General features: G+C 34.9%; 20 protein-coding genes and 1 pseudogene. 5 read left to right on the top strand and 16 right to left on the bottom strand.

Annotated elements, in window-relative coordinates:
* Positions 1-808 precede the first annotated feature (808 nt).
* Genes EL260_RS10745 through EL260_RS10730 form a run of 4 tightly spaced genes read right to left on the bottom strand, consistent with a single transcriptional unit; the run spans position 809 to position 9637 of the window.
* On the bottom strand, positions 809-1330 hold the full coding sequence (locus tag EL260_RS10745; protein WP_123860274.1) for a hypothetical protein: 522 nt from the start codon (positions 1328-1330) through the stop codon (positions 809-811).
* An 8-nt stretch (positions 1331-1338) separates the two neighbouring features.
* On the bottom strand, positions 1339-5019 hold the full coding sequence (locus EL260_RS10740) for a DUF6443 domain-containing protein (protein WP_123860273.1): 3681 nt from the start codon (positions 5017-5019) through the stop codon (positions 1339-1341).
* Between the two features lie 18 nt (positions 5020-5037).
* Positions 5038-8001 (bottom strand): RHS repeat domain-containing protein, encoded by a 2964-nt coding sequence (locus tag EL260_RS10735; RefSeq protein WP_123860272.1) that lies wholly within the window; start codon positions 7999-8001, stop codon positions 5038-5040.
* 4 nt (positions 8002-8005) lie between these two features.
* Positions 8006-9637 (bottom strand): T9SS type A sorting domain-containing protein, encoded by a 1632-nt coding sequence (locus EL260_RS10730; protein WP_123860271.1) that lies wholly within the window; start codon positions 9635-9637, stop codon positions 8006-8008.
* A 575-nt stretch (positions 9638-10212) separates the two neighbouring features.
* On the opposite strand from EL260_RS10730, the gene EL260_RS10725 reads away from it, so the two are divergent.
* Positions 10213-10467, top strand: a complete 255-nt coding sequence (locus tag EL260_RS10725) for a helix-turn-helix domain-containing protein (RefSeq protein WP_228445396.1) — start codon at positions 10213-10215, stop codon at positions 10465-10467.
* Positions 10468-10780: 313 nt separating this feature from the next.
* Here EL260_RS10725 and EL260_RS10720 read toward each other — a convergent pair whose 3' ends face one another.
* The 5 genes from EL260_RS10720 to EL260_RS10710 form a co-directional block, all read right to left on the bottom strand.
* Positions 10781-11908, bottom strand: a complete 1128-nt coding sequence (locus EL260_RS10720) for an agmatine deiminase family protein (RefSeq protein ID WP_123860270.1) — start codon at positions 11906-11908, stop codon at positions 10781-10783.
* Between the two features lie 70 nt (positions 11909-11978).
* Positions 11979-12803: an AraC family transcriptional regulator gene (locus tag EL260_RS10715; protein ID WP_123860269.1), complete on the bottom strand. Its 825-nt coding sequence runs from the start codon at positions 12801-12803 to the stop codon at positions 11979-11981.
* A gap of 167 nt (positions 12804-12970) precedes the next feature.
* Entirely contained in the window at positions 12971-13117 is a 147-nt protein-coding gene (locus EL260_RS25580; RefSeq protein ID WP_164466632.1) for a bacteriocin-like protein, read from the bottom strand.
* 36 nt (positions 13118-13153) lie between these two features.
* On the bottom strand, positions 13154-13297 hold the full coding sequence (locus EL260_RS25575) for a bacteriocin-like protein (RefSeq protein ID WP_164466631.1): 144 nt from the start codon (positions 13295-13297) through the stop codon (positions 13154-13156).
* Positions 13298-13433: 136 nt separating this feature from the next.
* Complete coding sequence (locus EL260_RS10710) at positions 13434-13652, bottom strand: DUF4287 domain-containing protein (protein WP_123860268.1); 219 nt, start codon at positions 13650-13652, stop codon at positions 13434-13436.
* Between the two features lie 268 nt (positions 13653-13920).
* Here EL260_RS10710 and EL260_RS10705 point away from each other — a divergent pair, with 268 nt between their 5' ends.
* The 3 genes from EL260_RS10705 to EL260_RS10695 all read left to right on the top strand — a co-directional run bounded on the left by EL260_RS10705 (position 13921) and on the right by EL260_RS10695 (position 15563).
* The gene (locus EL260_RS10705) at positions 13921-14211 is read left to right on the top strand and encodes a DUF1272 domain-containing protein (RefSeq protein ID WP_123860267.1); all 291 of its coding nucleotides are present in this window, start codon (positions 13921-13923) and stop codon (positions 14209-14211) included.
* Positions 14212-14375: 164 nt separating this feature from the next.
* The gene (locus tag EL260_RS10700) at positions 14376-14864 is read left to right on the top strand and encodes a hypothetical protein (RefSeq protein ID WP_123860266.1); all 489 of its coding nucleotides are present in this window, start codon (positions 14376-14378) and stop codon (positions 14862-14864) included.
* 126 nt (positions 14865-14990) lie between these two features.
* Complete coding sequence (locus EL260_RS10695) at positions 14991-15563, top strand: YciE/YciF ferroxidase family protein (protein ID WP_123860265.1); 573 nt, start codon at positions 14991-14993, stop codon at positions 15561-15563.
* Between the two features lie 116 nt (positions 15564-15679).
* On the opposite strand, the gene EL260_RS10690 is transcribed toward EL260_RS10695, so the two are convergent.
* The 4 genes and pseudogenes from EL260_RS10690 to EL260_RS10675 all read right to left on the bottom strand — a co-directional run bounded on the left by EL260_RS10690 (position 15680) and on the right by EL260_RS10675 (position 18351).
* Positions 15680-16141: a MaoC family dehydratase gene (locus EL260_RS10690; RefSeq protein ID WP_123860264.1), complete on the bottom strand. Its 462-nt coding sequence runs from the start codon at positions 16139-16141 to the stop codon at positions 15680-15682.
* 311 nt (positions 16142-16452) lie between these two features.
* Positions 16453-16647 (bottom strand): cold-shock protein, encoded by a 195-nt coding sequence (locus EL260_RS10685; RefSeq protein ID WP_123860263.1) that lies wholly within the window; start codon positions 16645-16647, stop codon positions 16453-16455.
* 53 nt (positions 16648-16700) lie between these two features.
* A pseudogene (locus EL260_RS10680) lies at positions 16701-17432 on the bottom strand (DEAD/DEAH box helicase); the annotation flags it as partial.
* Between the two features lie 550 nt (positions 17433-17982).
* Complete coding sequence (locus tag EL260_RS10675; protein ID WP_123860262.1) at positions 17983-18351, bottom strand: VOC family protein; 369 nt, start codon at positions 18349-18351, stop codon at positions 17983-17985.
* A 171-nt stretch (positions 18352-18522) separates the two neighbouring features.
* On the opposite strand from EL260_RS10675, the gene EL260_RS10670 reads away from it, so the two are divergent.
* A complete protein-coding gene (locus EL260_RS10670) occupies positions 18523-19371 on the top strand; it encodes a pepsin/retropepsin-like aspartic protease family protein (protein WP_123860261.1) in 849 nt (282 codons plus the stop codon).
* A 78-nt stretch (positions 19372-19449) separates the two neighbouring features.
* Here the strand turns inward: EL260_RS10670 and EL260_RS10665 are convergent, their stop codons facing one another.
* The 3 genes from EL260_RS10665 to EL260_RS10655 form a co-directional block, all read right to left on the bottom strand.
* Positions 19450-21126 (bottom strand): alpha/beta hydrolase, encoded by a 1677-nt coding sequence (locus EL260_RS10665; RefSeq protein ID WP_123860260.1) that lies wholly within the window; start codon positions 21124-21126, stop codon positions 19450-19452.
* Between the two features lie 69 nt (positions 21127-21195).
* On the bottom strand, positions 21196-22011 hold the full coding sequence (locus tag EL260_RS10660; protein WP_123860259.1) for a helix-turn-helix domain-containing protein: 816 nt from the start codon (positions 22009-22011) through the stop codon (positions 21196-21198).
* 147 nt (positions 22012-22158) lie between these two features.
* Complete coding sequence (locus tag EL260_RS10655; protein WP_123860258.1) at positions 22159-22536, bottom strand: VOC family protein; 378 nt, start codon at positions 22534-22536, stop codon at positions 22159-22161.
* Between the last annotated feature and the right edge of the window lie 69 nt (positions 22537-22605).

The following is a 22605-nucleotide window of genomic DNA, read 5'->3' as shown; positions in this document are numbered from 1 at the left end:
AGATGATCGGACTAGTGGACGAGATTTGAGGTATTATCAAATATTCTTGAAATATATTATAAATCAGATAAATTAGGCAGCTTTTTTATAAACTCTTTTATCTTAATATCCTTTAGCCCATCATGCTGCATATAATGTTCAATTTTTAATGCTTACTATAATCTTTAATAAGATATTTTATATCTCAGTATGCCTAAAGAAAATTTTGATAGTCTAATCTTAATTTTTCCATTTCCAAGGTATGCATTTCAGTATCTTTTTAAAGCATTTCTGCAAAATTTATCAATTTTTGGTATATATAATAAATTTCATCCTTAAGGAAAACAGGAGGAAAGCCAAGTAAAAAAATATCCGGGAAAGAATATTTTTTTTTTTAGAGAATATTCTTTTATTCCGTAATAATACCCTACTTTATTTGCATCTAAATTAGCATTTAATATTAAAAGTTTTACTACTTCTCTTGGATTTACCTGATTGGAGTAAAAAGTGTTCAATTCTCTGATGCTTGTCCACCCCGCTCTGTGTAATGATAAGCCTGCTTAATTTAAATAAGCAAATAAAAATACACACAGGTTATATTCTAATTTTATTTTTTTCATATTTTTATTAAAAAGACCACCACGAACGTTTAACATATTTTGGATTCAAAGTCCTTATATCCAAATACATACACCCTTCAACAATAATTCTTCTAGAATTTCCAGTTCCACCAATATGAGGAGTAAAGGTTACACCCTATATTGGGGGTGTAAATTCACAAGGTATTAATATATTCTAGAATCACAGATATAGTCTTAACAGCAATATTCTATTCAAAATCAGCTGGGATAAAATTTTTCAATTCAATAGTTTCAATTTTATCGTTTTGCCAAAAATGTTCAACTTTCATAAGTTTATCAAGGTCTTCCCATAATATCATTCTTCCTAAAAAATCCGAATAATATGTAGCAATATCAATTCTTAATTTTTCAATCTCCACATTATAAATTTTATTATCGGAATTAAGTACCTGATCAAAATCAAATAAAAGCTTGCAGCAATATAAAATCTCATTTTGCTTTAATGGTATTTTTTTTAATAAAATAGGTCTTAATCTATTTATTAGTGATTTTTCCTCTAGATAAAAAGTAAAATTCTTTAAATCTGTTTTGGGCAAATTAAAGCGATTAATTACATATTGAACAACAAGAGAGGGAGCAAGGATTGTTTTAAAATAATCTTGTAACTCACCCCATGAAGTCCATCTACTCCTGTCGAGCGAAAGATCAATTAACCTTAAATAAGCATATAAAAACAATAATTGATCATAATTTATTTTCATTTTTTTCATTTTTTTATTTAAAAACCTAACCAATTCCATCTTATAAATTTTGGAGCTGTACCTGTTAGTTCAAAAGGAGCTCCATTAGTTACAATACGCCCTGCAGTTCCTGTGCCTCCCATATACCCTGGTGCAGGTGGACCTACTAGATTTTTTGGAACAGAAAACTCTATATATGATCCTGTACCTGCTTGTCCAAATTTAGCTTTAGTTGCTTTTACGAAAGGGGCAATTTCCACATCAACTCCATATGGAATTCCTCTAGATGCATTAATAGAACCACTATTTTTAATTCCTTTAAGACCTGAAAGTGATGTATGGTGCCGTACCGTTATAAGGTCTTCTACCAAACCTGATGCAAGATTTTTTTCTGCCTGTATAAGACCTTTTAATCCTGGCCCATTTAAAGGAACATCGCCTGTTATAGGAGCAATACCGGTTGCTACTCCTTCATAGTTTACGTTATATGATAGTCCGCCTTCCGTCCAGATCCGAGGACTTATAAATGACCAAAACTTCCCTAATGCCGTTTTTTTGGGAGGAAGTACCTGATCTCCAACTCTATCCTCAAAAAACCTAGCGCTATATTGACCATTCCACTGCTCCATGTAAGCATTTACATGATTGCGAAGCTGTAGCGCCCAAACTGCACCAATTTTCCCGGTAAGTGTCACTGGTGGCAATGAAAGATTTAATCCTTCAAATTTCGTCCAGAAGTTATCATTATTACCCTCAAAACTTCCTCCTCCTGCATTCCAGGATTCAAGTGCATTGTCTAATGCTTTGAGACTACCTCCATTCTGGAAATAGCTCATTGCCCAGCCAATATCTTCCCCTGAAAAAGACCATCCCCTTTCTTCTCTGTTTATTTGCCTGCCATCAGGATCTGTGAAGGACAAAGGATTGTTCATCACATATGCATAGGGGCTCGTAGCATGATAGTTTTCTGCCAGTTGGTCTATCCCATTCCATCTCCCAAGATCCGGCATATACTGTCTCCAACCGTAATCCAGATTCCCGGTGCCCTGCAACTCTTTACCATTGTAAAGATATTTAAATTTATTATTACTTGTATCTCCTGTATTGTATCCTGTATGTTTTAATCCAAAAGGATAATAATTGTTTTCTTCCAGAATAACAGGCTGTCCACTAGCAACTCTGGTATAAGAGAGCCTTATATTTCCCAAATGATCAGAATATTGGTAGACATATCTACTGTTAACAAAGTCATAATAACCTTCTTCATTTGCCAAAACAAAGGATGTCTGAGTACCTGTAGAGCTGTTAGTGGTGTATTGGAAAGCTCCCAAATAATCGGTAACCGCTACATCCCTAGTCATTTGAACTTTGCTACCATCAGAAGAATATATATATTTCTCTGCATTCGTCGGGTAGGAGGTCAGAATCTGAGAAGGTAGGTTCAAGAAATTATATATAATCTTTTCCTGCCCTTTATCCAAATGTTGTGTGATATTTCCATTCCCATCATATTGTATTGAAGATCCTTTTCCCATAGCCAGCGGATAGCCGCTCCAAAGGTTTCCTTTTCCGGTCTCCTGCACGTTATTGAGAAGATTTCCGCCTGTAAGGTAAATATATTTCAAATCATCCATGACCTCAGCTATTCCGTTGACAGCACTTCCTGTCCGGGTAAGATTGGTAATATTTCCATTAAGATCATAATTCAAAATCTCACTGTATTCTTTGGAGTACGGGTTGGTACCTGCCTGAAAGAAGCCTGCCAATAATCTGTCTGTGCCATCATACACATATCCGTATCTTCTGAGTGGTTCATTAGACCCATATGCAGTTTTCCAGTCTACTTCAGCAATACTTCCATTATATTTTGGTTTTACTTTCAGGTCACTATAAGAATTGTTAGGTATTTCAGCCCCCTCCACAGTATTGTACTTGATCTTATAGGCAAAAAACTTACTACCCAAACTGTTGATATCAGCAGCATTAATCCCTGTAAGCCACCCCCTGATATTATAGGAATAATCTATACTTTGAAGCGCCCCTCCTGTCTTTTTATTGGTAACCCGCCCCAGGTCATTATAGGTATACTCAGACAGAAGCTCTTCCGGTTTGGAATCAATCTGCTGGTAATGCCTCAATAAGAAATTCTGAGGGTTGTATATAAACCTGTCTTTTACTGTAACCTGCATAATATCGGTATTTTTCGAATGAAAAGTATAGGATTCTTTAGCCTTTCCAGAGAAATCAAGCAGAGATTCTGTGCGGGTAAATCCTCCCAGGTGATTGCCTTCATAAGTACCTATAACTCTTCCTAAAGTATCATACCAAAGTGCCGATGAAGTCCATCTATCATTTTCGATGTTTCTTATAAAAGAAGCCGTAGGAAATGCTTTTGTAGTTCTTATGGATGACAGTCCATTGATGGTTATATTAGAAGGCACAGCTGAAAGGGTATTATTGCCCTGTATCTGTTGTGGTTTTTCGGGAATTCCGGCTGGATATTCATCATAATAATTAATGCCCAGGACAGTCATGCTTCCAGTGGGAAAAGCTTCTTTGGTATAATATATATTAATATTATTCAGTACAAAAGGAGTAATGCTGGGCCTTTCATTATTAAGGGCATTCGCTGACATATTATTCAAGGCAGTCTGCATTGCAGTTCTGGACGCTGCACTGGAAAAAAAACCATTGTATAAAGGGCGGTCAAAAGCATCATATTTCGTAAATAACCATCCTTTTTTTCCGAAAGTATTAGAAGTACCTGCCAAAAGAGCATCCTGACTAAGTACAACTCTGTCCTGCTTATCATATACCATATACTCCCACCCTTTCCCGGGGATCTTCTTTTCCACAAGTCTATTATACTGATCGTATTTGTACTGATAGCATAAATTATCTAAAACAGCTTGAGAAATAGTTAATATGGCAGCTTTAGGTGGAATGATAAAAACTATGTTTCCAGATTCACTATACACATAGTAAGTATCCAGATTCTCAGAAGAACCGCCTATTTTAGTATTGATCTTACGTAGCAGGAGGGTTTGGCCCCGGGAGCTTATAAACGTTTGTATTTCGTTTCCGTCACCATCTTTTGAAATGCTCTTAAACAATGTACCTGCTTTATAATAGCCACCTGAGGTATAAGCATCATCTGCTCCCAATGCTAAAGAAACATCATAAATTCCTGTGGATGGATTCCAGACTGTTTCTGCCCGAAATCTTCTTACCTGCCCATCGGTATTGATTGCATATTCCATTTTTTGGGTATGCGTGCCACTTATCTGCCATTCCGTTCCCGGCATTGCCTGTTTCTCCGGTCTTCCCCATGGAGATTTTTCATAAGCTACTTCCGAATAAGCATTAGAAACACCATAATAGGTATTTATTGTATTCCCGTTTATCCCTGACAAATATGCCCCATTCTGCGAATCTGCTGGTAATGGCAGATAAGATTTATCCGGCCTTCCGGAGCTATCATAGGTAATAGGGACTACAATATCTTTGGCTGACGGGGATGCTTTTATTGCAATATTCTGAACCGGCCTTCCCAAACCGTCCACGTACTGCACCGTCTGGATCTGGGCCGCACCAGCTTGTTCCGAAGTAACGGCTTCCATATACGTTCTGCTGTAAATATAATTCTCACTCTGTGTTAAATTCTGTGCCTTGCTCAGAACAGGAAGCAACAGGATGAGAAACAATATCCTATTTTTCATACTATTAGATTTAAAGTGTTAAGGTTGAGGTTTATTATTGTATTTATATTCCTTTACAATATTTCCATTTACATCTACCACGGTTTTCAGTCTTCCATTTCTGTCATATTGATAGATCTCGCGAATACCATTCGGAGGAGTTGTGGTGGTAACCCCTGTTAAAGGGTCATAGGTATAAGTCGTAATCTGAAACTTTTTTAAAGCGCCGTTGGTTCTAAACAAATCAAGGGATTTAATAAGCTCTGTTTCAGATTGTCCGTCTTTGTCGGCATTGGATTTTAAAACAATATCGTCTGCCAGCGTTCCTATATCTGAAAGTTCAGCGCCTTCTATTTTTGCAATAGGCATCGTCTGATTATATCCCCAGATCAATACAACAGGAAACCCTATCCCTGAACTCTCGTCATAATTTACCCTGTATTGACGTGCATTTCCATAGGCATCGTACATATCATATTTTATAGCTGTTTTACTGCTTCCATTATCTGTATTACTACTCTTTAGTGATAATGGATCAAATCTTCCGGAATCTGCATAGAGGCTTTCTGTTTTAGCTATAATTTTTCCATTTATCTTGGTTTCTGTTTCCAGTGGTATAGAAAACATATTGGCAGCCATCATCTGTGTTTTGTTTTTATCCGTAGCATACCTGACCCAACTTTCAGTGGTAACGCCGTCAGAAGATGTTTCTTTTATAAATCCTGTTTTAAAGTTATCAGGATTAAAGTTTGTTTCGCTTACCGTCGTTGCAAAGACAGTTCCTACAAAGTTTTTTGTAGTGGTTTTAGTACGCTTGATATAGGCAGGCTTAGTATATGTTGCCAAATTATCATAATACAATTCTATTTTCAGATCAGGAAGATTTTGAAGCGTTTCAAATTCTGACTCATATTCTAAAGAAGATAATAATTGATTTTGGGTATTAAATATCTCTTTCTTCTCTAATACACCGGATTTTGTGATCGGATAGTAAGACCAAAAGTTGGCAGGATTTCCATCGACAGTATAGGAAGCTTTTGCATATTCATTCGGCGTTTTGAAATAATAGCGTACAAAACCGTTTTCCCCGTCACTAACCGATACATTTTTATACAATACATAGCCGGGGGAAGAATTTGCATTCTCCGCTTCACTCCTGAAAACATAACCACTGGAGCTGATAGGGTCACTGAAAGAACTATAACTGTACTGCTCTGTTTTCGACGGAACCGTCTCTGAACTACTGCTGTAATATTTAATATTCTTGAGCCTCGGGCCGTACTGATAAGTACTGTTTTTATTAGGATAAGGGCCATTTTTCAGTCTTATCTCAGCTATCCGAACCTGCGCTTTACCACCTGTTCCGGAAACACTTATCGTATAAGTACCTGGTGATAATCGATAAACAAATGCCTCGTTAGAAGTACAAAATGTCCCTATCACTTCATTATTTTTTTTCAGCGTATAGTTTAATTCAAAATGATAATGTCCTCCCGGCTGAGGATCACCTCCCGGGTACGGCTGATCATCAGGATCGGGGGTATCGGGCACCCAAATTCCCGGTGGGTAATATTCAGTATCAAGAAACTGAATGGCTACCGACTTTTGTACTCCGGGTGTTCCGGTAACGGTTAGCGTATAATCTAAGCTTTGATTGGTATCCACATTGATTATTGGAACATATGGCCCCCATTCGTGCACAAATGGATCATTTATTTTGGATGCACTCAGTGCATTTTCCAAATACTGGGGAGTACTTCTATTGTAAAAGTAATCATGAGCTTCATAGGTATATTCCACTATTCCACCCATAGGGTAAATAACCCTCTTTAACAATCCCGGCAGCTGGTAATCATCAAAATTACCGGGCGTGGAAAAGGACTGAGGATAACAAGGATATTGACGATCTTCTTGAAGTGGTGTCTGATAAGGATTATATACAAAACTTGTTTTTTCAACCTCCGCTTGATCTTTGTTAATCTTTATCAATTTGTCAAGCAATCTTCTCCCTTTCAACTCCGTATCATCTGAAGGGATACCTTGAAAAAGCCTAATCCAGCTATAGACAAATTTATATCCCGAAATCACACTTCCCCAAGTGTCTTTCAAAATAATTTGTGATACGCTGTAGGGATCATTCATTGTATTTTCCTTTGTTGCGTCATACAGATAATCTATACTCACTGAGCCCAAACCATCTGCATTTATTTTTGAGAGTTTACAACTCGTGTATACAATAGGAGAAGTCCACTCTTCTGTAGCATGCTTGCTGTCTTTTCTATATTCAAAGCTTGCGACAACCGTATTATCCGGCAGCATGATCTGACTTAAAAAAAAGGCAGACCTATAGACCTGAACAGTCTCAAAATTACTGCCCTCGCTATAATCTTTAAAAATATACTGATAGCCCCTTTCATCAGTAACGGTAAAACTTAATACTGTAAAATAAAGTACCTGTGCAGTATCTCTGATATAGGTTACTTTTACTTTATTTCCTGAAAGGCTTTCAATATCAATGGCGCCGGTAGTCGCATTTTTGCTAAATTTGAATTTTCCTGACACTCCCGGTAAATTATAATAAAAAATATCATTAAAGATCTCCGAAGAATTACTCAAAGGCTGCTCGGAATATTCGACTTCATTTAACGAGCCTATAATTTCTCTCGAAATGACTCCTCCTGACAAGAGAGACCATCCTGTACCGACTTCTCCGGCAGGTTCCCGCTGTTTTACATTCATAGAATTATAAACCAGCGCCAGCGGTAGAGAAATATCCTTGAAACGGGTAGGAAGCTCAAGCAAAGGAATAGATACATTTGAAGTTCCAGTGACTATTGAAACCGGGACATTGTTATAAGTTGCTAAAGAGGATACGGATGCTACAGGGCGGCTAGAGTTCCCAAAATTAATTTCAGGGGTCTGGGCCTTTAATATATCAGAGATCATAACCACTATTAATATTCCTGTCAAGTACATCAGTCTTTGTATTGTATTTTTTTTCATAGCATTATTTTTTAATGAGTTTAGCACTTGCAGTTTTATTTGTGTCCGTTTTTATCGTTACTAAGTAAGCGCCTTGTATCAAAGCCTGGGTATTGATCTTAGTCACTCTGTTCTTGGTTTTGAAATTCTGAAGCTGTCTTCCGCTCATATCATACAGCATAATATCAGCTTCTTTAAAATCAAAGCCGATTTCTACATACGCATAGTCTGATACCGGGTTAGGGTAGATCTTCATTTCATATTTGGCAATCAGATCACTTACCTGCTTGTCGCCAAGCTTTACAATCTTCCAGTTTTCTTTCCCTAATTCTTTTGCACTGGTTCCCGCTAACACAATAGAACCATCTCTATTCAGCTTTAAATCTGAAAGTCTTTCCTCTTTTTGTCGGGATTCTCCTGTTATATGTTTTCTCCACTGTTCATTTCCATTGTCATCCAGGTACAGCATCCAGAAGGTCTCATCATCTTTTTCTATTCTTCCCTCGGCCTGGGTATAGCCGCCTAATAAGATTCCTTTAGTGATGTCTTGATTCTTGGCTCTCGGCTCTTGACTCTGGATCACACTCATTCCCATCAGAATATCACGATTTTTGAAATTGTAGGACTTTTGCCACTGCTCATCGCCTCTTTCATTAAGGGCAATCAGCCAAAGGTCTGTTCCTTCTTGGGTGCCTACTGTTTTGTTTCCTGATCGTTCTGATCGGGATTCTCCACCGATGATAAATCCGTTTGCAGTTAAAGCCAGGGTTCTGATATGGTCGTCTCCCTTACCTCCAAAGTTCTTTTCCCATTCTACTTTTCCATTTTTATCCAGTTTGACAATCCAGTAATCCCCTTCACCGAAGTTGCTGCTGGCTTTTGGCATCTGGCTTATGGCTGTTGAACTCACTAATCTTTCATCTGAAGATTTTACTTCAGTATTTCTTATCCCAGAATCCTTAACCTCGGAACTTCTTGAATAAATACCCAATAAAGCTCCGCCGTCTTTGGTGGGAATCATTTTTTCGACTTCGTCTAAGCCTTTTCCACCCAATATCAATTGAGAGAGTTCTTTACCGTCTTTGTCGAGTCTGGTTATCCAGATATCTTTGGAACCATAGCCTTTGGAAGAGTTCTGGACATTTCCGGCGACAAAAAAGCCTAAGTCTGTCGTTTGAATAACAGATTTAGCTTCCTCATCAGAAGAAGTGCCCAATGTTTTCTGCCATAATTCATCCCCGAATTCATTGATCCGGATGAGCCAGATATCGGAACCGCCTTTGGAATCATCTTTCTTATCAAGTCCTTTTCCTGAATAAGAAGTTCCGGCTAAGAGAAATCCACCATCCTGAGTGCTTACTGTTGTAGATAAATAATCGTGATTTTGTCCTGAGAAATACTTTTCCCAGACCTGTTCTCCCTGTTGGTTCAGCTTCACCAGATGGAAATCATAGCCGTTGTTTTGTTTATTGCCCTGTTGGAGTTTGTCGCTCTGTATAGAGCTGCCTGTAATAAGATACTGTTGATCGATGGTCGTAGTCACCTGACTTAGAAAATCCTGGGTAGTGGATTGAATGTCTTTTTGCCAGAGTACCTCCTGAGCAAAAAGACCTGTCGCCACGCATATACAATATGCACTTGTAATTTTCTTTTTCATAAAATTTAATGTTTTTTTATTGGTTAGTTTTTTAAGATCTTAAGGGAAGATCTTTTGTTTCGAATGATTAGAGTATTTTAACCTGATAGTTCTAATGATTTCATATAGTATAATTTAAATGTTTTATTGGGTTACAACAAAGTAACTAACGTATAGCGCCAAAACATGTCGTAAAATCAGAATGGTTTACTTTTATCTTTCAAATAATGAAGGAAAAAAATTAAGATTGAAGAGATGATTTAGAAATCAGCTTGGTAAGAATATTACCTTCTTTCAGAGTTGTCTATAGATTATTTTGTAAGTGGCATATTATCATAAAATAAAATTGTTATTTCATCATTATTTGTATTTTGTTTTGCCAAAAATAAAAGCATTTCTAATATCACACAATAGGGAAAACCCCATATTTCCATTCTTTTACTATCGCTTTCACATGAAACATCTATAAACAGGGAGTTTAATATATTATTTCAATTAAAAATTTGACATTTTAATAAAATCTGTTTTGGCAAATATACAAAATGCAGTATTATAAGGTTACAAAAATGTAGTATTTTATAATTCACTTTGCATAAGTGAAAAATGTTGACGAAAATAAAATCAAGGAATTAAAAACAAAGATCCCTGCGGCACTTGGCAAGCAGGTTGAATTATTCCGTAAGAAAAATAAACTTTCACAGACAGAATTTGGTAATCTGATTGGAAAAGACAGACAATATATAAGCAAGATCGAAAATGGTAAAGTTTCTTCCAGCCTAACTACTATTTCTGTTATTGCTTATGCTCTTGATATTTCTCTTTCAGAACTGGTAGACAGAATTTCATTATAATTAATTTCACAAATAGCTAGCAGAGCTTGTACTTTTCTTATCTTTAATCCAAAATTTACTGTGAATAGGAATGATTTTTAAAAACATTGAAATTCTCCCATTCTGTACTGATGCAAGAAAACACCTGTTTCCCTGAAAATCAATATTGTCTTAATATTTTTCACACAACTCTATTGATTATAAAACAATTATTTTATCTCACTCAAAAATGTTAAAAGAGGAATAATAAGTTCGACAGAAAACCCTCACTCTCCGCAAAAAAACAAAAAACCTACTGATATTCAGTAGGTTTTTTGTTTTCTTATAAAATAATCTATTTAGGCTGCTGCTGTGTAACACAATGTACCATTCCACCATTAGCAAACAGGTTACGGCAATCAATTCCAATCACTTTTTTATCAGGATATAATTGTTGTATAATTCGGTTCGCAATGGTATCATTAGGATCATTATAATTAGGTACCAATACACGGTTATTAGCTATATAATAGTTAATATAAGAGGCCCTGCCTACATTTTTCCCATAAGTAGTTGTCACATCATACTTCGTTAAAGGAACTTTCACAAACTGATAAGCTGTACCATTTTTTTGTGTAGCATTGTAAAGCTTACTCATATCACTGTTCGGAACCTGCCAGTACTCCAGATCATCTGCATTCATGGTGATAATTGTGGTAGGATTCGCAAATCTGGCAAATCCATCAATATGCATGTCTGTAATATCAAGATTGGCTTTTCCATCCAGCCAGATAAATTTTGTAATCCCTAAATTCTTAGTAAAAATCGCTTCTGCCTGCTGCTGGGTCATTCCAGGATTTCTGTTTTCATTAAGAATAGAGCTTTTGCAAGCCATTAATACTCCGTTTCCATCTATTTCCACACTTCCTCCTTCATTGATCATTATTGAATTAAGATCTATTTTTGGAATTCCACTATCGTTAGCAATTTTAGCAGGAATTGTATTACAGTTGCTATATTGGGCTTTGTTACCCCAACCGTTAAATCCCCAATCCTGAATAAACAACTTGCCGTTTTTATCTTTTACATAGATAGGGCCATTATCTCTCACCCAAAAATCATCAGTTGGATACAGTTTAAAATCGATATTGCTTAGTGATACCCCTGCATTGGTTAATAATCCCACAATACGATCTTTTTCTGTACCATCATAAGCAATGATATGCACTTTTTCACTTTGTGCAAGCTCTTTGGTCATTGCCACCCAAGTAGGATCCAGTCGGTTCCGGTAGGTAATACCGTATTGATACTTGTGGGGCCACTGAAGCCAAGTTCCTTCGTGAGGAGCCGATTCTTCAGGCATTTTGTAAACAATAGAAGTGGGATCAGACGTCCCTGAAGTAGGAGGATTTGTTACCTCATCCTGAGAACAGGAAAACATAATAACAGGCAACAACAAGAGCATGATTTTCTTTTTTTGCATAGGTGATCTATTTTTTGATAAGGCAAAATTAGATCGATAAATAGTGTCAAACTTGTCCAAAATTGACAATCTATTTCAAAGGCAGTAAAATATAAGTCAATTGTTTCTCCTGCTCCTCCGTATCATCCGCATACCTTTCATACTTCTCAATGATAGGACTGTGTGAAAACTCAAGTCCGGAATTAAAAATCCATCGGGAATAAATTTTTGTATAAGTATCATCTATTGTGTCATAGGTTCCGGAATGGATAAAACGCGCATATTTACCACCCAATATTAGCTTTGATGGCAATTTCTTATTTTGGGCCTGTATGGTTGAGCAGGCATCATATCGGCAGTTTATTTCAGTTGTAATTAAAGGTTCATCTGCTATAATTCCAAAATATTCTGCATCGGGACTTAGAAATTCATTGTGCAAGAAGTTGTCCCAAAGCAATTCAATTTCCTCATTATTATAATAAGTCTGAATACTCTGATAATAGACCTGTATTGGTTTAAGGTATACAATTTCCGGTTCCAGCAAGATGTCAGATGTTATCGGAATCAGCTCCGGCTCATACAGTAGCTGTTGTCTACTTAGTTTCGCCTCTTTAGGAGAGATCCCAAAATGTTGTTTAAAAGCTTTTGAGAAAGAAGCTATCGTAGAAAATCCTACCTCAACACCTATAGACGTAAGACTTTCCTGAGTATAAAGGATCCGTTTATAAGCATTTTCCACTTTCAGCCTTTGCTGAAAAGCGCCTATTGTTTCCCCACAACTATATTTAAAAATACGCTGAACATTTCTGTAAGAGTAATTTGACACTTCTTCTAAATCTTTTACAGAAATCTGCTGATCATAATTTTTTTCAATAAAATTGATGACTTTATAAATACAATTCAGGTTGTCTTCCATAAACAATAGCATTTTGGGAGGTAAATTATCTGAAATAAATTGCAAATAAAAGAAATTAAAATAGAGTTAGAAGGGTATAAATAAAAAGAGAAAAAAATTTATCTTTCACTATAGAAGCCTTAAATCAATTGAATTTAAGGCTTCTTTTTGCTGATGTTACTATTGTATTAGCTTAGTATTTCACATGGAGCTACACAATAGACCCAAGGGCATCTTTTTATTCCCGGAGGTGGGCAGCATGCTTCTGAACAGCTTACTGCACCACCCCCGATGCTCTTCAGCTGATCTCTTGAAATTTTTTTACAATTTTTCATAGTCAAGTCAGATTATTATTAGGTTACACTTACAATTTAGGGCTGATTTCCACCGCCACATCCATCGTATGGCATACATTGCCATTTTCCGTTAATCAAACATATTTGACCACCAGGGCAGTTAATTCCTCCTTTAATTGTTTTCATTTCCGGTCTGTGGATTTTTTTTAAATTTTTCATATTAATTAGATTTAATGAAAATCTAAATTAATCAATTTTATTCAAGCTAAATGAAATTATTTTATCAACATTTACTAAAATTTCATTTTATGTCATGATTTCACCATTGAAAAAGCACTAAAACCAAGAAATATTTTCATTCTCGTTTTCCATTAATATAGGCGTACATAGCAGTAGCATGACCATGTCCTAATTCAAAATCATCCTTTAACCAATTGATGATTTCTGTTGCTTTGATCCCCTTTCTGATTTTCCCATCTTCTGTAAACCCTTTCTCAGCAGCTAAATTTTCAAAATCGACCCTGGATTTTCCGGTTTTCTCTTCAATGTTTTTAATATAAGTTTGAAATGACATAATATTTTATTTTTTGGTTATTGTTTATTTATAAATGTACATCTTTTTAATATGTACTTAAGCATTTTTGGAAATCTAAGATTGCAAACTCTAATTTGAACTCATTTCATACTGTAAGGGATTTTTGTCTATTCTTATAAAAGGCTTCAATATTAAAATTAAGTGCATTTGTTTTTAACATCTATAGGAGATCGTAAATAATTATAAGATATCCTTACATATCCTAAATTTAAATTAACTTCGTAACAATAATCATAACAACAAATACATGTTAGAGATCAGAACCAATTGCGAAAATTGCAAGAAACCTTTACCCTATGATTCGCCTGAAGCTATGATATGTACTTTTGAATGTACCTTTTGCAAAGATTGTGTTAACCATATTTTTAAAAATGTCTGCCCAAACTGTGGTGGTGGATTAGAAAAGCGCCCCATCAGACCTAAAAGTCTTCTTGCCAAATATCCTGTAAGTTCAGAAGTGGTATATCAACCGATTAACGAAGCCGAGTTTAAAATAAAACAGGAAAAATTAATAGACATTCCTTTAGGTGAACGATAAAAACCGGACAATTGTAGATTCCGATCATGTTGTATATTCTATCAATACAACTGAAGTATAATTATGTACAATCCTTGACCTATGAAAAAATCAACATTATATATAATTTTATTTTTTCTTTTATCAACCATCAATGCATACGCACAAAAAGTGAAGAGGGAGACTTGAATAAGAATAAGCTTAATGACAAAGTTGTTGTAGAAATGGATCTGAAGGATGAAACCAGATCCTTAAGATTACAGATATTTCTCTCACAACCTAATAAGAAACTTCAGTTGGTGGTATCTTCTACTAAAATCATTGAAAGCCAATACCCCATCAATAAAAAAGGAGAACATAACGGAAATAATATTCCGGATTTTATTATTGAAGACGGCAACTTGAAAATGCTTACCGATATTAATAACCGCAAAAGCAGCTATGAATTCAGATGGAATCAAAATAATTTTGAACTGATTAAAATATCAAGGGTAGCCTGGGATGGGAAAAATACTACGCCTGAAACAGAAATTGACTTATTAACAAAAACTAAATTACAATTTCAGCAAGAATTAGGTTCAGATAAAATGTTAAATAAAAAGACACAAAAAGTCAAAATCAATGCATTACCGAAAATTCACGATCTTAGTTTTTCTGATTTGGAAAAGTATTAAAAGTTTGTTGAAAAATAGCATTCTATGGTTCTGGTTAAATAGTCAATTGGCATATAAAAATTTAATCATATCAATAAGTGGTACCGGAATTGCAACTATAGTAATAATCACATTAAATTTAATATTATGGCAACGAAAACAGTAACAAAAAAAGCAACTCCGGCTAAATCTACCGCGACAAAAAAAACAGCGAAAACTCCTGCAAAGAAAAATGCAGCAAAAGAGCTGAGAGATCTATTTGAAGATGGTATGAAAGATATTTATTGGGCTGAAAAGGCTTTGGTAAAAGCTTTACCCAAAATGTATAAAAATGCAACGGACAAAAAACTTAAAACCGCCATTGAGAATCACCTGATGGAAACACAAGTACACGTAAAAAGGCTTGAAGAATGTTTTAAATCTATCAAAAAAAAGGCACAGGCAAAAAAATGTGATGCCATGCAGGGTTTATTAGATGAAGGCAAAGGTATCATGGAAGAAACAAAACCCGGATCTGTAAGGGATGCCGGAATTATTGCAGCAGCACAAAAAGTAGAACATTATGAAATTGCAACTTATGGAACTCTTGCAGCCTATGCAAAAATCTTAAAAGAAAACGTATGTCTTAAGAATTTCCTGGCTACTCTTAACGAAGAAAAAAAATGTGATAAGCTATTATCAAAAGTTGCGGATGTAGGATTAAACACGAAAGCATTATAGCAATCATTCACTACTACTCATTCAAAAATATCTTCCTTCATCGGAGGATATTTTTTTTATAATCTGCTCACAAGTTTTCATAGGTTATTACCATTATAAAATATATCCATAACGAACTACTCCATAAAATGATACAGGAAAACTACATCACCTGTATAAGCTGGTTTTATCTGATCTTTAATTAATAATTTAGCTTCAACAACTGCCTTTACAGTACCTTTAAGATTCGTAACCGTTTTTACAGTAGCCTGTAATTTTACCTCACTATTTACGGGAACAATCTGTCCGAATCTGAGATTTTCTATCCCGTAATTGATTTCCATTTTTAAATTTCTTACATCAGCGATCTGCTTCCAGAGATAAGGAATCAGGGCTAACGTTAAATATCCATGAGCTATAGTTGATTTAAATGGGCCTTCTTTTTCTGCTCTGTCTTCGTCAACATGGATCCATTGATAATCTAAAGTTGCATCAGCAAATCTGTTGATCTGATCCTGATCTATTTTGTGCCAGGAAGATTCACCAATCATTCTATTTTCCAGAGATTTATACTCATCAAAAGAGTTTATAACAATCATAGTCTATTTTTTGTTCCCACAGGAATTATTTCATCTAATAAAAAAATTGATCTGGCAGCAATAGTATTATGAATTATACTTGGCACCATCATAGGAATACAAGAGATACATTAAACAAAGAAACAACTCTTTTTTAGCCCACAAAAACCTCTCACGATAGGTGAGAGGCTAAATGAACATTATAGAAAATAAAAAGTAATCTAACTTGCATCTATGTTCTTTTAAACATATATCCGAATACTGATAGTATAGGGATTTTGAGTTTGTAAAAAATAAGACTGAGACTACAAGTCTGCAATCAGAGGTTTTAATTATGCTAACTTAACGTTAACCGCATTTAAACCTTTTTCGCTTTTTTGTACCTCAAAAACCACTTTATCATTCTCACGAATAACTCTTGTACTTAATCCCGAAGAATGTACAAATATATCCTTACTCCCATCTGCAGGAGAAATAAATCCGAAGCCTTTTGCTTCATTAAAAAATTTTACTGTGCCTTCTTGCATTGTAATTATTATTAAAAATTGTATATATTCTTATTTGTAACTTACAGATTGATCCTTATGACATCCTTATTTTTCAGAATATCGATCAATAAGTCGGTTTTATCTTCTTTTTCCATAAAATACATTGATTGCTTTACCGTTTGTGCCGTTGAAGACACTGGAGCAACCGTAACTTCTATGGGATTATTGAGTATTGTTTCGGCAAACTTTCTTATGCTCATTGGCATTGTTGCAGAAAAAAATAGCGTTTGCCTTTTCCTAGGTATTAGTTGTAAAATTTTTTTTACCTCATTCACAAACCCCATATCAAGCATTCTATCTGCTTCATCCAAAACCAATATTTCAATTTTGGACAAGTCGATATGCCTTTGGCTGACTAAATCTAAAAGCCTTCCAGGCGTTGCCACCAGTATATCTACTCTTTTTCTTAAAGCAGCAAGCTGCCCTCCAATTGAAACTCCACCAAAAATAGAAAGTTGTGATAATGGTAAATACTTACTATAAATACCAAAGTCCTCTTCAATCTCTATCGCCAGCTCCCGGGTTGGGGTAAGTATTAATGTTCTTATTTCCTTGTGTTCGGGCGTATATTTTTTAAGTAACTGTAAAATAGGCATGACAAACGCAGCCGTTTTTCCAGTTCCCGTTTGTGCGCATCCCATAATATCTTTTCCTTCTAAAATATAGGGAATAGCGGTATGCTGTATTTCAGTAGGCTTAGAATATCCAGCTTCTGTAACTGCACGTATAATTGGATTGATTAGGTTTAAATTTTTGAAGTTCATTATAAAATCCTCCGGTCTTCCGGTAGTTTGTAAGCAAATCTGTTTATCAGTATTTGAGTGGGTATAAAGTGATAAACAAAAGAGAAATATTCTTGTCAGCTTATCATGGTTGCTCTAGCTGTAACAATAAGACTAAAGTTTTATTGGTTAACCTGCAATAACATATCTCTCCTATTTACTATAGGACTTTTATAATCTTTACTCCTTTCTTTCGAAATCAGGACTATAAATTTGGCAGCTGAAAAAGCAAAACTGAAAGAAAAAATTGTGATTTTAAACTGTTACAGAATAGCAAAGGCAGTGGCCTATTTTTATAAATACACCACAAACCTACGATAAATAAAACAAACAACACTACATTTAATTAACTGATTATCAAAAATATATTCGTAGCTTCCGCACGATAAAAGAATTCTCCCCTTTATTCAGCTTGTTACGCTTTGATTTTAGTAATTCTTATGTATTCCTTTTTGTAATTATAACATAAAAAAGCAAAGCCTGTAACCATTATATTGGCGTTTATTTGGAGTTTTCATATCTTTTTATTCTATTATGGAGTCTGCTGTAGGTTAAAAACCGTACCTGCCGGATCTGTAATCCAATGCATATTTTCCGGGAGTTCTTCAATTTCATCACAGGTTTCAACTCCGTTCGATTGCAGATATTGGGTTGCTTCTTCTACATTAGGAACCGTTAGTTGTAACCACGTTTCTGAATGCGTATAATTATCCACACAATCTAACCAAATGATATTGTTACCAAACTTCACTTCGTGGGTTCGGGAAACCGTTGGATTATCGATATTCTTCTCCTCTACCGGCAGCTTCAAGATATCTCTGTAAAAAGCAACGGTTTTCTCATATTTACTTTTGGGAATCTTAATGGCAATATTAATTCCTGCCTCAAATTGGATACTCATATCTGATATTTTTTTAATTGATGTATAAAGCTATTAAATTGATTGGTGAGAAAGCTTGTCTTATGGCAAGAATCGATGATTACAAAAGTCCAGATTCAATGACTTTATTTTATATTTGTAACGTTCAACTATTCATAAAGAATAGTATTAAAAGCAATAACTGTATTACCAATGTTCTATCAATCATTAAAAAAATCAATCCTTACCACGTCTGTATTTCTATACTCGGTTACGGCATTCGCACAAAAATCGCCGCTCAATATTCTTCCATCCGGACATCTGGTTGTTCAGGCTGAAGTGGAAGGTAAAAAAGGAAATTTTATATTTGATACCGGCGGTGGTGTCAATCTTTTTCTTAACAACTTCTCCAAAGACCTGAACCAAAAGGAATCCTATAACTTCCTGACTGCTTTCCGCGCTACAGGAGAACAGCTTACAGTTCCTATGTTCAAATCAAAAGAGATCATTTTTAATGGTAAAAAATTTAAAGATACCTGGTATGCTACCCACAACATGGAAATAAAAGGAATTGACGGTCTTATTTCGCTTCCCATGCTTTATGATACGGAATTCATTATAGATTATACCACTAAAGAAATTGTGTTTCCAAAAGAGAAGCTAACCGGAAAAAAAGTAGTAGATATTCAACTGTCTACCAATGCAGACCAATCTCTGGATATCACCACCTATATTAACGTCAACAATATTAAGATCAATGTTCTTCTGGATTCCGGTGCCGGTAATGATTCTTTCTGGCTGAGTGAGCGTCTTATCAATACGTTAGGAATTAATAAAGAAGGTCTTCAGCTCATTGAAAAGAAAAGCGAGTTCAATCCTTCGATTATCAATAAGTTCTACAAAGGAAATGTACATTCCGTTTCCAACTCTTTTGCCAAAGTCGAAAAACCCAATGTACTTTTTGTTGAAGGCTTAATCTATGAGGGAAAAACAAGCATCAACTGGCTGGGCAAAAAGCTTGGTTTTAATTTGAAAGAAAAGAAAATCTATATTTTGGATTAATTATTTTCAATGGATATACAAAACAAAACCTGCCTCTGGAAGAGACAGGTTTTTACTTTACGGAAAATCAATAGGATCTTATATTTTTACATCAATATAATTGATCCAGACTTGCTCCCGGTCCTGAGTATTAAAAAAATTCTCAAGTAAGTATTCATGGTTATAGTTTATTTTTTCGTCGAAATATAGTTTTCCATTCACATATACTTTTACCTTTTTTTTCAAATCCACTGTTTCCGGTGAGATATTGATTGAAAATGACTTAACATTGGATGTTTCAGCCCGGAAAACATTATTTCTATATTCTGCTTTTATTTTTCCGGATTTCCTTGGGAAATCAAATGCATTTTTATCAACATTCTTCACGATTAAACTATCTTTTTCATCATAAGCCAGCCATTTATTGATTTTAAAGTTCAATTCTTTGTGCCAGTTGGCTTTCTTACTTAGCGTATCCAGTTTGATATTAGAAATCCAGTCTATATTTCCATTTCTTTCATCATCCAATTCCCACGAAATATCTTTGGGAAACGGATTTCTTTTCCGGTTTTTCAGGTCTTTAAAAAGAATCTGATATGCTGGTTCCGATTCGTCAAACTGTGGAAACCAATGTGGAAACCCATGGTAGCGATATTCTTTATAATCAGCCTGTATTCCGTTCATCAGCTTTTTAAAATCATCATTTGCGTTTTGGGGATAGTAATAATCCTTATCTGTTGAAAAGCTCATCAATGAGCGGTTTTTAATATTCTCTACAAACGTTCCTCCTGTGAAAACTTTAGGATAAGCATTAAATCCATAAAACCCTGCAAACGGCGTGGGCTGCTTCATCAGATAGGAAAATGAACCCGTTGCTCCATTCGAATGTCCTGCTATAAAAACTTTGTTATCATCAATATTAATCGTTCTTTTAATCTGTTTAAGCATTTCAGGAATCATAAAAAATCCATCATCAGACAACATCCAGTTATATTTTTTACTGGCTCTCGGAAAAACCATAATAACATTATTCTGATCCGCATATTTCTTATAATATCGGTTCCAGCCATCTAAATTCCAGCCAGCCATCTGATAATCTATCAGCTCATTATTTCTTACAGCCCCATGAAGAAAAAACAGTAAAGTATATTTCTTTTGAGGATTATAATTTTGAGGAAAATGAATAAAAAATGAAGTGGTAGCAGAATCATTTATTTTAAATGCAATAGAATAATCATGCTCTTTTTTTGGTAGATAAGGAGTAAGATTTCTGATCTCTTTATACAAAGCCTCAGAATCTTTAATTTCCTTTAATCTGTTTTTATTAACATTGTAAAATTCATTTTCTTTTTCTTTCAACTCATTATAAAATTGAGTTTTGTATTTCACCGCCTGCTCTTTCAATGAAGTCCATCTTGGATCTGACAACAAATTTTTGTACTCTTTTTCAGCATCCTTTTCCAGAATATAATTCCAGCCGGGAAAACTGTAGCCAACGCCTTTTATTGAGGAAAGTGGTATAAGATATTGAAATGCCTTATCATTACTTTTTAGTTTTGAAGCCAGAATTGATGCGCTATACAATCCATCGCTATCTATATTTTCAGGATAAATTCTGAACGCCTCTTCATATAAATCAAGTGCTTTTATGTACCCAACTTCATCTTTGGCCTCCTCCATTACTTCCGAGGCCTTTTCAGTTAATGCAGAATAATTTTCCTGCGCTCCTACCAAAAGACCCAACACCATCAGAAGCATCGTTATACCATATTTCATCAATAAAATTTATGAAACAAAACTAATAACAACAAATCAGAAAAACTTGTAAAAATGGAACATTATCATTTAAGGCAACAGATGCCAGAAAAGTGTATCTTCCTGTCCTAATACAGTTCCTTTAGAAAAAAAAGATTTCGGAGAATTTTCAGTGAGGTTTTTATAAGTTTTATTGAAATGAGACTGGTCGTTAAAATTAAATTCGTGCGCAAGCTCTGTAAAGTTACGATCAGGATCTTCAAAAAGTTTCTTATTAATAGTCTGCCTGAAAAGGACAATTTCGTTGAATTTTTTAACAGAAACGCCCAAGTAGGTCTGAAAAAGGCGGTTTATATGTTGCCGGCTGACGCCAATTTTCCTCGAAAATACCTCAACTGAAAAATCTTCGTAATGATTGAAAATATAATCAATGGATTTTTCCAGGATGGTGTGTTCGAATCTCTTGAATCTTTTCTCAAGAAATCCATCCAATAGACTTTCTTGAATCTCAGTATCTGTTGTTGAGAAAATTTGACTTAATTCATGCTGGGTAAAAAATTCATAATCTGTAATATAACCGGAAAAATCTAAGTGTCTATAAAACTGATGAATTCCCAAAGGATGGAATACAACAACAATTCTATGCACTTTGCCAGACTGTTTTACATGCAGGACCCTTTCCCGGATGGGCGTGAAAATCTGACATGGAAGAGCCGTTTCTTTATAAACCACTTCTCCGTTTTCTAACCGGATATGGGATTTGTAAAGAGAAATCGAGTTATTAAAGTGCGGAAAACATTGAAACTCATTGATGATATTATTATTCTTAATGTCCAGATAATAATATTCAACGTATTTACTAACAACAGAGTTTTTGGGCTTGAATGTTTTAAAAATTTCCTGCATTTTCTTTTACAATAGCTTTTTCATGCAATATCACTTAACACTCAAATATACACAATGCCTTATTACTTCACAAGTATATGAAGAATCTAAAAACAAAAAAACTGCTTCATTCAGAAACAGTTTTTTTGTTATTAGGCAACAGGCTTTCTACTCTCCTGCTGGTTCAAATAATTCTATTTTATTTCCTTCAGGATCCATGATATGAACAAACTTTCCATATTCATAGGTTGCAATTTCATCCAGGATTGTAACCCCCTCCTTCTTTAATTCTTCTACTAATGCTTCAATATTCTCCACATGGTAATTGATCATAAAATCTTTTTCTGAAGGTTCGAAATATTGTGTAGATTCTTTAAATGGACTCCATAGCGTGTATCCTTTTTTATCAGATTCAGATTCTCTCCAATCAAATTTAGCTCCGTATGGACTTGTTTCTACCCCAAGATGAGTCTTATACCAATCATTTACCTGTTCCGGATCTTTACATTTAAAGAATATTCCTCCAATTGCGGTTACTTTTTTCATGCCTGTTATTTTAAGTTTATATTATTATTTCAAAGCATCACAAATATATCAATGTTTTCATTATACATT

Source organism: Chryseobacterium nakagawai (assembly GCF_900637665.1).
GTDB classification, from domain to species: domain Bacteria; phylum Bacteroidota; class Bacteroidia; order Flavobacteriales; family Weeksellaceae; genus Chryseobacterium; species Chryseobacterium nakagawai.
The sequence above is the reverse complement of the archived record's forward strand: the minus strand, read 5'-3'. Positions and strand labels throughout refer to the sequence as shown.